Origin of the sequence: Mangrovibacterium marinum, assembly GCF_003046625.1 — a bacterium.
GTDB classification, from domain to species: domain Bacteria; phylum Bacteroidota; class Bacteroidia; order Bacteroidales; family Prolixibacteraceae; genus Mangrovibacterium; species Mangrovibacterium marinum.
The window spans coordinates 37,878-53,229 of sequence record NZ_QAAD01000010.1 but is presented as its reverse complement, the minus strand read 5'-3'; the positions used below and the strand labels follow the sequence as shown (position 1 = coordinate 53,229).

Genomic DNA, 15,352 nt, shown 5'->3' with positions numbered 1-15,352 from the left:
AAGATGAAAAAGATTCTTATATATCTATTCGTTCTGGCAAGCATTTTTACCGCTTGCGAAGACGACCTGAATGTTACGCCGATTGATCCGAACCTGGTATTTGGCGACGAGGTTTACTCCTCGCTGGATGGTTACCAGCAGGTATTGGCCAAAATATACAGCAGCTACAACGTTGCCGGGCAAAAAGGCGACAACAATGAAAGTGACCTGAGCACCATCTCCGACGGTGGGATGTCGGCCTACCTGCGCAACTACTGGAACATGCAAACATTACCAACAGGCGAGGCCATGAATGCCTGGAACGACAACGGACTGGTTCCCTTACAAAACGCCAACTGGTCGGCCGACAACCAATATGTCGCTGGTATGTTCTACCGGTTGTATTACATGATTGCCCTGACCAATGAGTTTCTCTCCAAATCGGCCAGCGGCTCAGTGGTCGAACAAAATCAGGAAGCCATTGCCGGGATGCGTGCCGAGGCCCGTTTAATCCGCGCCATCGCGTACTACCATGGCATCGACCTCTATGGGAAATTGAGTATCATCGACGAAAATTCAACCGAACAATACCCGACTCCGGTCGACCGGAAAACGCTGTTCAACTGGATTATCTCTCAACTGGAAGATGAAATCATTCCCGACCTACCGGCGGCAGGTACTGCCGAATACGGGCACATGGATGCCGGCACAGCCTACATGGTATTGGCAAAAATGTACATCAACGCGGTCAATTTCTCCGGCGTCGAAAACCCGGTCGATGGCAAAGTGAGCTACGACGAAGTCATTAAATACACCGAACTGGTTAACGCAGCCTACACCCTGGACAGCAACTACCGGAAACTGTTCTCGATAGACAATGATGAATGCACCGGAATCATTTTCGCTTTGGCGGTTGATGCATCCAGAACAAGAGGTTTCTCGGCTTCGCAGTACGTCATGTCAGCCGGAACCAACGGGGCTTTAGGAAACTTCGTCGGTATTCCATCAAGTACCTGGGGCGGAAACCATGCCACAAGGTCAATCTACGATAAATTTCAAGCCCGCCCCGCCGGCGATAGCAGAGGGAAAACGCAATCCATCGACGAAACGCTGGATTACAGAACGATGCTGGTTATCAATGCTGGTTTGGATATGGCCAACCCGCTGGATTACACCCAGGGGCTCAACGTCACCAAGTTCAAAAACAAAAGCAGCGATGGCACAACCTCCGGCTCCGATCCGTATTTTGTAGATACCGACTACCCGATGTTCCGCCTTGCCGACTCTTACTTAATGTATGCTGAAGCAGTTCTTCGTGGCGGCAATGGTTCCATGAGCACTGCCTTGGGCTATGTCAATGAGGTCATTGCCCGTGCGTACGACGGAAGCCATGCCAACGACATCTCTCAAAGTCAGCTAACGCTGGACTTCCTGCTGGAAGAACGCGGACGCGAGTTTTACTGGGAAGGTTATCGCCGTCAGGACTTGATCCGTTTCGGGAAATTTACCACCAACACCTACCTGTGGCCTTGGAAAGGTGGCACACAAAACGGCCGTGCCATTGATGCCTACCGGGTCGTGTACCCCATCCCATCAGCAGAACTTGCCTCCAACCCCAATGCAAGTCAAAACGATGATAACTATTAAACCGAACAAAAATGAGAAAGTTAACATATCACATACTGATCGTATTTGCCGCCTTGCTGGCAGTTACATCATGCTCCGAGGATCTGGAACAAGTACAGCTCGGTGACATCAGCAATGTCACCCCTCCCGAGATTCTGAGCCCTGAGCCTGAAACGGTTTTAACACTGGACCTGAATGCACCCGACGAAACGGCTATGACCGTGCAATGGAAGAAAATAGACTACGGCACCAACTTAAGCGTAGACTATACCGTGGAAATAGCCACCGCCGGGAGCAATTTTGCAAACCCGGTCGAATTGGGCGTATCTGTGACGAATTCGTTCTCAATAACCAATGTTGAACTGAACAACAAATTGCTGACCCTCGGATTCAGTCCGAATGCTGAAGGACAGTTTGAACTGCGAATCCGAACCTCTGTCAATTACCAGATCCCGGAAACAATCAGTGAAGCCGTTGCGCTTACCGGAATTCCTTACTTCGACCCATCGGTTTTACCGGAAAACCTCTACATGACTGGTGCTTCCCTGAATGCTGTCGGCGACGGAGGATGGAACTGGGATACCAACTATTCTGAATTTAAACCCGTGCATTCGCATCCCGAATTATTCTGGACTATTGTATGGTTAGATCCTACAGTGCAGGATGCAGGCGTTAAAATTGCACCACAACGAGCATGGGTGGGAGACTTTGCCGTACAAGGCGATCCAACCGACGGTGTTTGGGAAAAAGGAACCAGCAACCTGATTGTTCCCGAGGCTGGCTACTATACGGTTGTTGTCAACTATATTGCCGGAACAGTCGAAGCAAACCCAACGCGCGTGTACGGAATTGGAAATGTATTTGGCAGCTGGGATTCGGCAAATCCGCAAAACCTATTCACCATCGACAAAACCAACAAGCTTGTGAAATTTGAAGGTACCGTTAATGGCGATGAATTGAGAATGCATGTTGCAGCCAACACCTTAGTTTGCGACTGGTGGCAGGCAGAATTTATCATCCTCAACGGTCAAATTGTATACCGCGGTACGGGTGATGACCAGGAACGGGTTCAGCTGACTAGCGGCAATGCGACAATCAACCTGAACTTTATGAACGATACCGGTTCTATCGTGCAATAACATGTCTATAAAAAAAAGCCGCCCTTTCGAAAGTGGCGGCTTTTTTAAAAACTAAGCTATGCGACAGAAATACCACATTCCTGTAATTTTCAAAAAAATTGGATTGCCAATCCTGCTCCTATTCTTTGCAAGCCGGCTTTTTGCTCAGGTTACAACCAACCCGGCATTTCCAATAGCCGGCGCTGCTGTCACCATTACCTTCGACGCCACGCAAGGCACCGGCGGGCTGGCCAACTACACGGGAGACGTTTATGCCCACACCGGTGTCATTACCGATCAAAGTACTTCGGGTTCCGATTGGAAATATGTCATTGCCGACTGGGATGTCAACATTGACAAAGCTAAAATGACCCGAATCTCGACTAACATCTACCAGTTGGAAATTACACCCGATATCCGGTCATTTTACGGAGTTCCCGACGGTGAGCAAATCGAACAAATGGCCTTCGTGTTTCGAAATGCCGACGGAACCAAAGAAGGCAAAGCCACAGGCGGACAAAATATATATGCTGATGTGTACCAAGCGGCTTTGGTCGTATCGCTCACCTCCCCTTCCGGCGAACTATTTCACCAAAATGAAAGCATTACGGTTTCCGCAGTCAGCTCTGCTGATGCTAACCTGAGCCTCAAACTGGATGAAACGCTGCTCATCTCCACTACCGGAAGCAGTATTTCGACCACAACAAGCGTATCCGAAACCGGCTGGAAATGGCTAATCGCATCTGCCTCATCCAATGGCGCAACAGCTTACGATTCAGTTCATGTTTTTATCAGTCCTTCTGCAACCGAAGCCACCATGCCCGACGGGTACAAACAAGGAATCAACTACATGAGCGATACCGAGGTTGGACTAGTCCTTTTAGCCCCCAACAAAACCGACATCTACGTTTTGGGCGATTTCAACAACTGGACCGCTTCTACGGAATACCAAATGAAAAAAGATGGCGAATACTTTTGGATCACCCTTTCAAATTTAACGCCTCAACAAGAATACATTTACCAGTACTGGATTGACGGAGACATCCGTATTGGCGATCCCTATTGCGACAAAATCAGCGATCCCTACGACGACAGCTACATTACAGATGCAGTTTATCCCAACTTGATTGCCTATCCGGCCGACAAAACCTCGGGCCGTGCATCCGTTTTACAAACTGGCCAAACGGCCTACGAATGGAAAACCAGCTTGTGGACCTTGCCAGCCAAAGAAAACCTGATGATTTACGAGCTGCTGATCCGCGACTTTACCGAGGAAGGAACCTACCAGGCCGTGATCGACAAACTCGGGTACCTGGAGCGCCTGGGCGTGAATGCCATCGAGCTGATGCCTTTCAGCGAGTTCGAAGGCAACAGCAGCTGGGGATACAACCCGAACTACTATTTTGCACCCGACAAAGCGTACGGGACCAAAGATGATTTGAAAGAACTGATCGACTCCATCCATAACCGGGGGATGATCGTCATTCAGGACATGGTACTGAACCATGCCTACAACAGCTCTCCGATGGTGAAAATGTATTGGGACGATACCAACAACCGCCCTGCTGCTGATAACCCCTGGTTCAATGTAACATCGCCAAATACCGCCTACTCGTGGGGTTCCGACTTCAATCACGAGAGTAGCTACACGAAGGCTTTTGTGGACAGCGTGACCAGTTATTGGATGAGTGAATATCAAGTGGATGGTTTTCGCTTCGACTTTACCAAAGGCTTTACCAACACCGCCGGCGACGGCTCGGGATACGATGCCTCGCGCATCACCATCCTCGAACGCATGGCCGATCATATCTGGTCGGTGCAATCGGATGCTTACGTTATTCTGGAGCACTTTGCCGCCAACACCGAAGAACAGGAACTGACCGGTTACAGCAACGGGTTGATGGTGTGGGGCAATGCCAACAGCAATTTCAGCGAAGCGACCATGGGATGGAATGAAAACGGGAAATCAGACTTTTCGTGGGCCTCGTATCAAAACCGTGCTTTCACACAGCCCGGCCTGGTTGCCTATATGGAAAGCCACGACGAGGAACGCTTGATGTATAAAAACCTGCAATACGGGAATTCATCCGGCGACTACGACATTACCCAACTTGCAACAGCTTTGGATCGAAACGAACTGGCTGCTGCTTTCTTTTTCAGCCTGGCCGGGCCGAAAATGATCTGGCAGTTTGGCGAGCTGGGCTACGACTACTCCATTGACGAAAACGGGCGTGTGGGCGAAAAGCCCCTGCGCTGGGATTACCTGGACGATCCGGACCGCCTGAACCTGTTTGATGTGTATTCGGCCATGCTGCGGCTGCGCAATCAGTTTCCGGTGTTCACCACTGGTACCGAAAGCCTGAATTTAAGCGGTGCGGTAAAATCTATTCAGCTGGCCACCGACGAGCACCACATCAGCCTAATTGGCAATTTCGATGTAGAGTCGCAAACCATCGATGCGCCCTTTCAACATACCGGCACCTGGTACGAGTTTTTCACCGGAGCGGAGTACACCGTCAACGCAACCAGCCAACCCATCACCCTGGCAGCAGGCGAATACCGGCTGTACTCCGATCAGCAATTACCGGCCTTCAAGGATTTAGCAACCGACGTTGAAACGCCCCAGCAGGCGGCAACGGGCATTAACCTGTTCCCCAACCCCACCAACGAGCGGGTACATATTACGAGTGATACCAACATCGAAAGCGTGCAGCTTTTCAACCTGCAAGGGAAGTTACTGCAACAAAGCCTGCCGCAAACCAACAGCCTGGAATTGGATGTTCGCGGATTACCGGCCGGCATCTATCTGTTGCGGATGAACAATGGCGCGCAAAGCGTTCAAAAGAAACTAATCAAAACACCATAAAAGATCATTAATAAAATTAAGACATGAAGAATTTAGTACTCGTTATTTTAGTGTTGCTGAGCCTTTACGGGCGTGCTGAGGAATTAAAATCCCCCAACGGGTTGCAAAAGCTCGAGTTTGAACTGAAAGACGGCTATCCCACTTATCAGCTGTTCTTCAACAACAAACCGGTGATTCGGGAAAGCCGGTTGGGCTTCGACCTGAAAAATGAAGCCGACCTGTTGAGCGGTTTTGCTGTTGACGGCGTGGAACGTTCGACTTTCGACCAAAGCTGGGAGCCTGTTTGGGGCGAAGAAAAAAGCATTCGTAACCATTACAACGAAATGGCTGTCACCCTGAAACAAACCGAAACCGACCGCAAAATGGTTGTTCGCTTTCGTTTATTCGACGACGGACTGGGCTTTCGTTACGAATTTCCGGAGCAAGCCAACCTGACCTATTTCGTCATCAAAGAAGAAAAAACACAATTTGCCATGCCCGGCGACATCACCGCCTGGTGGATTCCGGGCGACTACGACACCCAGGAATACAGCTACCACAAAACCAAGCTTTCGGAAATCAGGGGCTTAATGGAGAAGGCTATTACGCCCAATGAATCGCAAAAAGCGGCCGGCCCAACCTGTGTGCAAACGGCACTGATGCTCAAAAGCGACGACGGCCTTTACATCAACCTGCACGAAGCAGCCTTGATTAACTATGCCTGTATGCACCTGAACCTGGATGATCAGAAGATGATTTTCACCTCACAGCTTACCCCCGATGCCGTGGGCGACAAAGGCTATATGCAAGCGCCTTGTACCAGTCCGTGGCGTACGGTGATTGTCTCCGATAAAGCCGGCGACATCCTGCTTTCGCACATCACCCTCAACCTGAACGAGCCGTGTAAAATTGAAGATACTTCGTGGATTAAACCCGTAAAGTACGTTGGTGTTTGGTGGGAAATGATTACCGGCAAAAGCTCGTGGGCCTATGCCGATGTTCCCAGCGTTCAACTTGGTGTGACTGATTTTTCGAAACTGACGACAAACGGACGTCACGCTGCCAACACGGCACATGTGAAAGAATACATCGACTTTGCCGCCCAATATGGCTTTGATGGTGTTTTGGTTGAAGGCTGGAATGTTGGCTGGGAAGACTGGTTTGGCAAATCGAAGGACTATGTTTTTGATTTTGTAACGCCCTATCCTGACTTCGATGTGGATGAGCTGCAACAATATGCGGCAGACAAAGGGGTACAAATCATTATGCACCACGAAACATCGGGTTCGGTGCGCAATTACGAACGTCACCTGGACGAGGCCTACCAGTTTATGGTGGACCACGGTTACCATGCTGTAAAAAGCGGTTATGTAGGCGACATCATTCCGCGCGGCGAAACGCATTACAGCCAGTTCATTGTGAACCACTACCAATACGCCATTGAAAAAGCCGCCGACTATAAAATCATGGTGAATGCGCACGAAGCCGTTCGCCCTACCGGTATTTGCCGAACTTACCCGAACCTGATCGGAAACGAGTCGGCGCGCGGAACCGAGTACGAATCGTTCGGAGGCAACACGCCCGACCACACCACCATCCTGCCCTTTACCCGTTTGATTGGCGGCCCGATGGACTACACACCCGGTATTTTTGAGCAGGATGTGAGCCAGTACAACCCCGACAACCACTCGTGGGTGAACACCACCATTGCCCGCCAGCTGGCCCTCTACGTAACCATGTACAGCCCGCTGCAAATGGCTGCCGACCTGCCGGAAACCTACAAAAAGTACCTCGATGCTTTTCAGTTTATTGTTGACGTACCGGTAGACTGGGACGACAGCAAAGTGCTGGAAGCCGAACCCGGCGACTACATTACCTACGCCCGCAAAGAAAAAGGGACCGACAACTGGTTTGTGGGACGCACCAACGACGAGGAACCGCGGACATCAAAAATCAGCCTCGACTTTTTACCGGAAGGACAAAAGTACCTGGCAACAGTTTACCACGACGCGAAAGATGCGCACTACAAAAACAATCCGAAGGCTTACGAAATTGAAAAATTCGTGGTAACGAACAAAAGTAAGTTTGAGTTGTTTTGTGCTCCGGGAGGTGGTTATGCGATCAGCTTAATGAAAGCAAACGATCCCAAAGCATTAAAGGGGATTAAAAAACATTAGTATGATTACTGAAGACGCTCTATAAGGGAAACAGAGCAAGTGATTCCTTGGGGGAGGAATCACTACACGAAAAGAGGCTGGCTCGATGAGTCGGCCTCTACTATTTTGGGGGATTCCGGCCGGCCGACGGCTGATTCGGGCTGAAATACCGGCCAGTTGCCCCGTGGGGCAAATAACAATCCCCCCTGTACTTATCGTCGGTACACAGGGGATCGCCTCAAGTACAGGGGGGATTATGACGATCCCCTTGGGGGAAACCGTTTCCCCCCATGTACTTTTCGTTTGCCCCTTGGGGAAAATGCCTTTCCCTTGGACAATGAACCGGATTCAACGGGGGTCAAAGCACGCGATGCCTATAGTTTTCGGAAATAATCTTTCCCGGCGTTACAAATCGGGCATTTGTAGTCATCAGGCAGGTCTTCGAAAGCTGTGCCCGGCGGGATTCCCATGGTCGGATCGCCCTTTTCCGGATCGTACACAAAACCACAAATCAGGCAGACGTGTGGCTCCGCTCCTTCCGGCTTGGGTTCTTCCTGCGGGGCGTTCGCTTCGTCCTCTTTCTGCTCTTCATCCAGCTTGTCCTTTTCCAGGTAAGTGGGCGAATTTTTGGGCGAGAACATTTTGTATTTTTCGCGATACCAGGCGTAAGTCAGCGGGTCGTCGTCCGACAGCAGGTCGCTGTCCTGCACTTCGCCAATCACCAGCCAATGGCTCCCCAAATCAATTTCCTGCTGCACCTTGCAGTCGAACCAGGCAACAGCTTCATCCAGCACAACCGGCGCACCGGTAGCCGCCGTTATTATCTCCCGTTGGTTAAACTTGTCAATCTCGTCGCCCGACATAAAGCCAAAATCACCGATTAGTTTCACATCCAGCTCTTTCTTCAACACCGAAACCGAAAACTTACCTGAATTTCGAATGACTGCCGTGCTCATGTTATCCTTGTGGCACGAAATGGCAATCAGCGGCGGTTTTGACGTTACCTGGAAGACTGTGTTGGCGATGTAGCCCGCCTTTTTGCCCTCGTGTTCCGAAGCGATTAAATAGAGTCCGTAGGAGAGTTTATGGAAAGCTCGCAGTTTCATAGTCATCTGTTTTATGTTACTGTCCCTAAAGATGGCAAAAAATCATCGACCTGCAATATTCGCGATTTGTCCGTTTGCCGGAAGATCAAGCAGTTCAAGGATTCAACAAACAGTCGGGAGACATGAGTCGCAGTCGCAGTCTCAGTCGCCTTCAACTACGACAGATCGCTTCGTCGTCCCTCCTCGCGATGACAATCGGTATGGGGAAAGACGGCCTCCTGCGTCGGCCTGTTCAACAATTCAACTCCCGATCCTTCGGGATCAGCAAACAGTCGTGAGTCTTGAGTCTTGAGTCTTGAGTCGAGTTCTTGTCTCATGGTTACTTGCAGGAATAAGCGAATAAGGTGGGGGTTTATAGGTCAGAATTTCTACTAAGGTGAATTAATAAAATAAGGTTTTAAGAAATATTGCAGACCCTTATTTCTATAGTCAACCTTAGTAGAAAAAAGGAACAGAAGAACTATAAAACCTTATTACTTTATCCAGAGGAAGTGGTCAGTCGCAGGCGCAGTTCAACAATTCAACAATCCCCTCCATAATCGGGTACACTTTGAATATGAAACAGGCCTCACTCAATTTTTCAGGCCTCCATTTGAGCGATATCATTTTAACTTCATTGCGGCAATAATTATATTTGCAGGCAACCGGAAAAAAAACGAAGAATCAAGAACACCATATCGCTAACAAACACGCTATCCCCGCAAATTAACAACAACAGGACGCATTGTCCCTCAAAAACTGTATTTAGAATGATCAAGAAAATCAGTCTCGCATGTCTTGCTATCAGCATGCTATCAGCACAGGTTTGGGCCTGTACCAACTTCTTAATTACCAAAGGAGCATCGGTTGATGGTTCAACCATGATTACCTATGCCGCCGACTCGCACGTGCTTTATGGTGAATTATATTACCAACCGGCAGCCGACTACCCCGAGGGTGCCATGCGCGATATTCACGAGTGGGACACCGGAAAATACCTGGGACAAATTGCACAGGCAGCCCATACATACAGCGTAGTGGGAAATATGAACGAGTTTCAGCTGGCTATTGGCGAAACAACCTTTGGCGGCCGATCGGAGCTGGGCAGTCAGCAGGGAGCTATTATGGACTATGGCAGCTTGATTTATGTCACCCTGCAACGCGCCAAAACAGCTCGCGAGGCCATTCAGGTGATGACTGACTTAGTGGAACAATACGGCTATGCCAGCTCCGGTGAGTCCTTTTCTGTTTCCGATCCGAACGAAGCCTGGATCCTGGAAATGATTGGCAAAGGTGAAGGCGAAAAGGGAGCCGTATGGGTAGCACAGCGCATCCCCGACGGTTACATTTCGGGACATGCCAACCAGGCGCGCATCACCACCTTCCCGCTGAACGACTCCGAAAACTGCCTGTATGCCAAGGATGTGATTGCCTTTGCACGCGAAAAAGGCTGGTTCGACGGAAAAAATAAAGATTTTAGCTTCTCCGACGTTTACGCGCCGGTTGACTTTGGCGCTGCCCGCTTTTGTGAAGCCCGGGTTTGGGCCGGATTCAAAAAAGTGGCATCCGACATGGATCAGTATGCCGATTATGCCGCCGGTAAAGTGGAACATGGAGGTGAAAATAATTACGCATCGAACCGGATGCCTTTGTGGATTAAACCCGACCAAAAGCTGACCGTGAAAGACGTGATGGAAATGATGCGCGACCACTTTGAAGGAACCCAACTGGACATGACCCAGGATCTGGGTGCCGGCCCTTACAAATTGCCCTACCGCTGGAGAGGATTAACCTGGAAAGTTGACTCGGTGGAATATTGCAACGAACGCGCCATCTCGACCCAACAAACCGGATTCTCCTTTGTTGCTCAGTCGCGCGCCTGGTTGCCCAACGCCATTGGCGGGCTGTTGTGGTTTGGTGTCGACGATACTTACAGCACCTGCTATGCCCCCATGTATTGCGGCATTACTGAAGTTCCGGAATGTTTTCGCGTGGGCAACGGCGACCTGCTGAGCTACTCGCCTACTTCGGCCTTCTGGACCTTCAACAAAGTAACCAACTTCGCCTACCTGCGCTACGATGCCATGATTGAGCATATTCGGGCTACCCAGGCAGCTATAGAAGGAAAATTTATTGAACGCACGCCTGCCATTGATGCAGCAGCCAAAATGTTGTACGAAACAGTGGGTGAACAGAAAGCCCGCGAGTTTCTGACCACTTACTCGGCCAACGAAGCCAACCAGATGACGGCAGAATGGGAACAACTTTTCGAATATTTGCTGATCAAATACATCGACGGCAACATCAAAAAAGAGAAAGACGGTGAGTTTGAACGCAATGAATGGGGCGTTCCGGTATCGCCCGAGCAACCGGGCTATCCGCAGTGGTGGTACGATGCCATTGTAAAAAGTACGGGTGATCACTTTAAAGTCGTTGGTGGAGCAGGCCACTAATTCGCCCCTGTCGGATTCGAAAACAGCCAAAACTGCTGATTTTTCGGAAATAAAGTTGCCCTGGCATTTTGAAGCAATTTATTTTTCACTATTTTTGCGCAAAATTCATGCAATCTCTTAGACCGGAAAACGGTGTAACATTGCCACTTAAAACTTATAATGATGGACTTAATCAAAGTAGCAGAAGGCGCATTTGCAGCTGAGCAAGCAAAAGAGTTGCCGGCATTCGGCGCAGGTGATACAATCACTGTTCACTACAAAATTAAAGAAGGAAACAAAGAGCGTATTCAGGATTTCCGCGGTGTAGTGATCCAAATTAAAGGAACTGGTGTTACAAAAACATTCACCGTTCGCAAAATGTCTGGAAATGTCGGTGTAGAGCGTATCTTACCTTTATCATCTCCATTCATCGAAGGTATCGACGTAAACAAAAGAGGTAGCGTTCGTCGTAAACGTATCTACTATTTACGTGGCCTGACTGGTAAAAAAGCCCGTATCAAAGAAAAAAGAGGTTAATTTTTACTTTGAAAATATTAAAAAGGTCTCCCGTTCGGAGGCCTTTTTTTTGCAAAAGTCGATGGACCCCACGACGCCGGATCATCAAGTGGCTTCGATACCATTGGGGACAACAACACGACAAGCACGACAACACGATATCCAAAAACCATCGACTTACGTTCCTGTTGGAGATCTCCCGAAATCAGGATCTTTTGGGGGTGTTCGTAAAACTGATAAAAATCAAGAGTTGTTGAATCTGCATCGCTTATTTTAGCTCAAAATTTCAAACCCATGCCATTTGTTTCAAAAGATAAAATCTTCAGCCTCGCCTGGTTTCGCGACTATAGCTACATTACCATTGGTTCGTTTATTCTGGCCGTAGGCTTCGTCTATTTCATCTCGCCCCACAAAGTGGTTCCCGGCGGCCTGTTTGGTATCGCCATTGTTGTACACTACCTCACCAAAGGGATGTCCGAGCTGTGGCCCGATGGCTTTCCCATTGGTTTATTCAGCCTGTTGGTCAACATCCCCTTAACCATTGCCGGCATTAAAATTTTGGGACCGCGCTTTGGTATCAAAACCGTTGCCGGCTTTGTGCTCAGCTCAGCTTTCATCGACTGGATCACCTTTATGCGCGTGGATGGTGAAGCTCCGCTGGTAAACGATGTGCTGTTATCCTGCATTTTCGGTGGTGTGCTGATTGGCGTAGGCACCGGAATGATCTTCAAGTCGCGGGCTACCTCCGGCGGATCCGATATTATTGCCATGATTATTGCCAAATATTCGGGCATGCAATTAGGGCAGCTCATGATTTACGTCGACTCGGCCATCGTGCTACTCGGCTTAGCCGCCTTTAAAGATTGGCAGATCCCGCTTTACTCGTGGTTGGTGATTTATATTACCGGCAAAGCCATCGACATCACGCTCGAAGGTTTCAGCTATCACAAAGCGTTATTCATCATTTCGCATAAACACGACGAAATAAAACGAAAAATTCTGGACGACCTGGAACGTGGAGGAACCTATTTCAGCGGAACCGGCATGTACACCAATGAGGAAAAACAAATCATCTATACCGTGGTCAGCCGGCGCGAAGTGGCTATTCTCGAAAAATTTATCAGCGAAGTGGATCCCGATGCCTTCATAACGGTCATGGATGCCAAAGAAATCCTGGGTGAAGGCTTCCAATCGTTAAAAACAAAAGTTGAAGACTGATTCATCGCTATCGGCTGACTCATTTCATTTTTTTATATTTGGTTGCCAAACAATGATTCAGTCAACAGCACATGAAACAACTTCTATTCGTCTGCCTTTCGGTACTACTAAGTCACGTATTATCGGCCCAAAAAGTTGCCCTCGTACTAAGCGGCGGAGGGGCTAAAGGCCTTGCGCATATTGGTCTTATCCGCGCCTTGGAAGAAAACAACATTCCCATCGACTACGTTTGCGGAACATCTATGGGAGCAATTGTAGCCGGCTTGTATGCCGCCGGCTACTCGCCCGACCAAATGGAGGAACTATTCAAGTCGGAAAAATTTAAATTTTGGTCGACCGGAAAAATACAGGAAGAATACCGCTACTACTTCAACAAGCCCGAAGAAAGCTCCGAATGGCTCAGCTTCGACCTGCAAAAGAAAGACGATAAATTTAAACTACAGCTGCCCACCAACATCATCCCCGAAGAACAAATGGACTTTGCATTTATGGAGATGTTTTCGTCAACCAATGCACTGTGCAACTACGACTTCAACCAGCTGTTTGTACCGTTTTTTTGCATTGCTACCGATGTATACAACAATAAAGAGGTGCAGCTAAGCTCGGGCGACCTGGGCGAAGCCATCCGCGCATCAATGACCTTTCCCTTCTATTTTAAGCCAATTGAAATTGACGGAGCCTTGGTTTTCGACGGCGGATTGGTGAATAATTTTCCGGCTCAGAATGCCATGAACACCTTTAAGCCCGACATCATAATTGGCCACAAAGTTGCCAATAATGCCAGCAAGCCTGACGAGGACGATCTGATGGCTCAGCTTGAAAACCTGATGATGCAGAAAACCGATTACCAAATCCCTCCGGGAAAGGGAATTCTGATCGAATCAAGCTTCTCGAATGTCGGCCTTCTTGACTTTGATCAAATAGACACCATTGAGGCGATTGGCTACAAAAACACCCGGCAGCTGATGGACAGTATCAAAAGCCGGATTCACCGGCGCGTGCCGCTGGGTGAGATTCAAGAAAAACGCGAAACTTTCAACCGACATAAACCTGTTCTTGAGTTTCAAAACGTACAGGCCGAAGGGATCGACGACGGGCTGCAACGAAAATACATCATCCAAAGCATTAAACACCGCGACAGAACCTTCAGCTCCGACCAGCTGCGCGAGAATTATTTTAAGCTAGTGTCCGACCCGCAGATTAAATCCATCCGTCCCATTGCAATTTACAACAGGAAAAACGGTTATTTCGACCTGCATCTGAAAGTTAAACAACAAACACCCCTGGAGATTAATTTCGGGGGAAACATCTCCACCAAAGCCAATAACCAGGGCTACCTGGGCATGAACTACCGCTACTTCAAAAACAGGGCTTACACCCTGAGCTCCAACATCTATCTCGGACGCTTCTACAACTCGGTAAAAATTGGTGGTCGGGTCGACTTTCCGTCCAACCTGCCGGTCTACCTATCAACATTTCTGACCTTTAACCGATGGAACTACTACAGCAACAACGCCAAGTTTTTTTTCCAGGATGCCATGCCGGCTACCTGCATTACCGAAGACAACAACTTACGCTTTGAACTGGGCGTACCAGTCGGAACGCGTGCCAAACTAACATTCAACAGCGCCTTAACTAACAGAAAAAACAGCTACTACCTGCTAACCGACATTCAGGAAGACGACAGCCAGGACCAGACTGCCTTTCGCACGTTCTCCTCGACCATCTCCCTGGACGAAAACACCTTCAATTACAAACAATTTCCAACCGAAGGGGTGTGCGCCTACGCCGGACTAAGCTTCATTGCCGGCGAGGAAAACTACAGCCCCGGAACAGCAACCCGCGAGGCCGAAATGCTAAACGACCAGACACACAACCACCGCTACTGGCAGTTTCGCGGTCTGTACGATAATTACTTTAAACTAAGCCAACAACTAAGCATCGGTCTGTACGGCGAAGCTACTTATAATAACAAGAAGCTATTCACAAACTACCAGTCAACAATCCTATCAGCGCGGGCATTCAGCCCGACGCCCTTTAGCAAAACTCTCATTTCACCCAACTTTCGAGCAAACAAGTTTACTGCCGGTGGTTTAAAAACAATCGTCAACTTCAATGATCAATTTCAATTCCGGCTCGAAGGCTATGCGTTCATGCCTTTTCGAAAAATGACAACAGAAGATGGCATGCAGGTCGGGATTCAGAAATTTGACAGCAGCAACCTGGCCATAATGGGCTTAGGGGGCTTGGTGTATCAAACCAACTTTGGTCCGGTAAGCCTCACGGCCAACTACCTGGAAAACAAAAACACCAGGTGGTTCCTGGTGTTCAGTTTTGGCTATGTGTTATTTAACAAGAGCGCTTACTAAAATCGTTC

At 48.9% G+C, this 15,352-nt stretch carries 9 protein-coding genes; 8 read left to right on the top strand and 1 reads right to left on the bottom strand.

Annotation, left to right across the window (positions count from 1 at the left end; translation table 11 throughout):
- Window positions 1-3: 3 nt before the first annotated feature.
- The 4 genes from C8N47_RS10960 to C8N47_RS10945 are packed head-to-tail and all read left to right on the top strand — an operon-like array spanning window position 4 to window position 7,745.
- Complete coding sequence (locus tag C8N47_RS10960) at window positions 4-1,626, top strand: RagB/SusD family nutrient uptake outer membrane protein (RefSeq protein ID WP_170111371.1); 1,623 nt, start codon at window positions 4-6, stop codon at window positions 1,624-1,626.
- An 11-nt stretch (window positions 1,627-1,637) separates the two neighbouring features.
- Window positions 1,638-2,744, top strand: coding sequence for a SusF/SusE family carbohydrate-binding protein (locus C8N47_RS10955; protein WP_107822602.1), 1,107 nt, complete (start codon window positions 1,638-1,640; stop codon window positions 2,742-2,744).
- Window positions 2,745-2,802: 58 nt separating this feature from the next.
- The gene (locus tag C8N47_RS10950; protein WP_107822601.1) at window positions 2,803-5,589 is read left to right on the top strand and encodes a DUF4961 domain-containing protein; all 2,787 of its coding nucleotides are present in this window, start codon (window positions 2,803-2,805) and stop codon (window positions 5,587-5,589) included.
- Window positions 5,590-5,612: 23 nt separating this feature from the next.
- Entirely contained in the window at window positions 5,613-7,745 is a 2,133-nt protein-coding gene (locus C8N47_RS10945; RefSeq protein ID WP_107822600.1) for a glycoside hydrolase family 97 protein, read from the top strand.
- Window positions 7,746-8,098: 353 nt separating this feature from the next.
- Here the strand turns inward: C8N47_RS10945 and C8N47_RS19065 are convergent, their stop codons facing one another.
- Complete coding sequence (locus C8N47_RS19065) at window positions 8,099-8,830, bottom strand: flavin reductase (protein WP_170111370.1); 732 nt, start codon at window positions 8,828-8,830, stop codon at window positions 8,099-8,101.
- Window positions 8,831-9,579: 749 nt separating this feature from the next.
- Here C8N47_RS19065 and C8N47_RS10935 point away from each other — a divergent pair.
- The 4 genes from C8N47_RS10935 to C8N47_RS10920 all read left to right on the top strand — a co-directional run bounded on the left by C8N47_RS10935 (window position 9,580) and on the right by C8N47_RS10920 (window position 15,344).
- Window positions 9,580-11,262: a dipeptidase gene (locus tag C8N47_RS10935; RefSeq protein WP_107822598.1), complete on the top strand. Its 1,683-nt coding sequence runs from the start codon at window positions 9,580-9,582 to the stop codon at window positions 11,260-11,262.
- A 162-nt stretch (window positions 11,263-11,424) separates the two neighbouring features.
- A complete protein-coding gene (gene rplS / locus C8N47_RS10930) occupies window positions 11,425-11,778 on the top strand; it encodes a 50S ribosomal protein L19 (protein WP_107822686.1) in 354 nt (117 codons plus the stop codon).
- Window positions 11,779-12,051: 273 nt separating this feature from the next.
- On the top strand, window positions 12,052-12,975 hold the full coding sequence (locus C8N47_RS10925) for a YitT family protein (RefSeq protein WP_107822597.1): 924 nt from the start codon (window positions 12,052-12,054) through the stop codon (window positions 12,973-12,975).
- A 71-nt stretch (window positions 12,976-13,046) separates the two neighbouring features.
- Entirely contained in the window at window positions 13,047-15,344 is a 2,298-nt protein-coding gene (locus tag C8N47_RS10920) for a patatin-like phospholipase family protein (protein WP_107822596.1), read from the top strand.
- Window positions 15,345-15,352 lie beyond the last annotated feature (8 nt).

Excerpts from the sequence above, each read along its gene's own strand:
- C8N47_RS10960 (WP_170111371.1), top strand. The coding sequence starts at position 4 with ATGAAAAAGATTCTTATATATCTATTCGTTCTGGCAAGCATTTTTACC.
- C8N47_RS10955 (WP_107822602.1), top strand. The coding sequence starts at position 1,638 with ATGAGAAAGTTAACATATCACATACTGATCGTATTTGCCGCCTTGCTG.
- C8N47_RS10950 (WP_107822601.1), top strand. The coding sequence starts at position 2,803 with ATGCGACAGAAATACCACATTCCTGTAATTTTCAAAAAAATTGGATTG.
- C8N47_RS10945 (WP_107822600.1), top strand. The coding sequence starts at position 5,613 with ATGAAGAATTTAGTACTCGTTATTTTAGTGTTGCTGAGCCTTTACGGG.
- C8N47_RS19065 (WP_170111370.1), bottom strand. The coding sequence starts at position 8,830 with ATGAAACTGCGAGCTTTCCATAAACTCTCCTACGGACTCTATTTAATC.
- C8N47_RS10935 (WP_107822598.1), top strand. The coding sequence starts at position 9,580 with ATGATCAAGAAAATCAGTCTCGCATGTCTTGCTATCAGCATGCTATCA.
- rplS (WP_107822686.1), top strand. The coding sequence starts at position 11,425 with ATGGACTTAATCAAAGTAGCAGAAGGCGCATTTGCAGCTGAGCAAGCA.
- C8N47_RS10925 (WP_107822597.1), top strand. The coding sequence starts at position 12,052 with ATGCCATTTGTTTCAAAAGATAAAATCTTCAGCCTCGCCTGGTTTCGC.
- C8N47_RS10920 (WP_107822596.1), top strand. The coding sequence starts at position 13,047 with ATGAAACAACTTCTATTCGTCTGCCTTTCGGTACTACTAAGTCACGTA.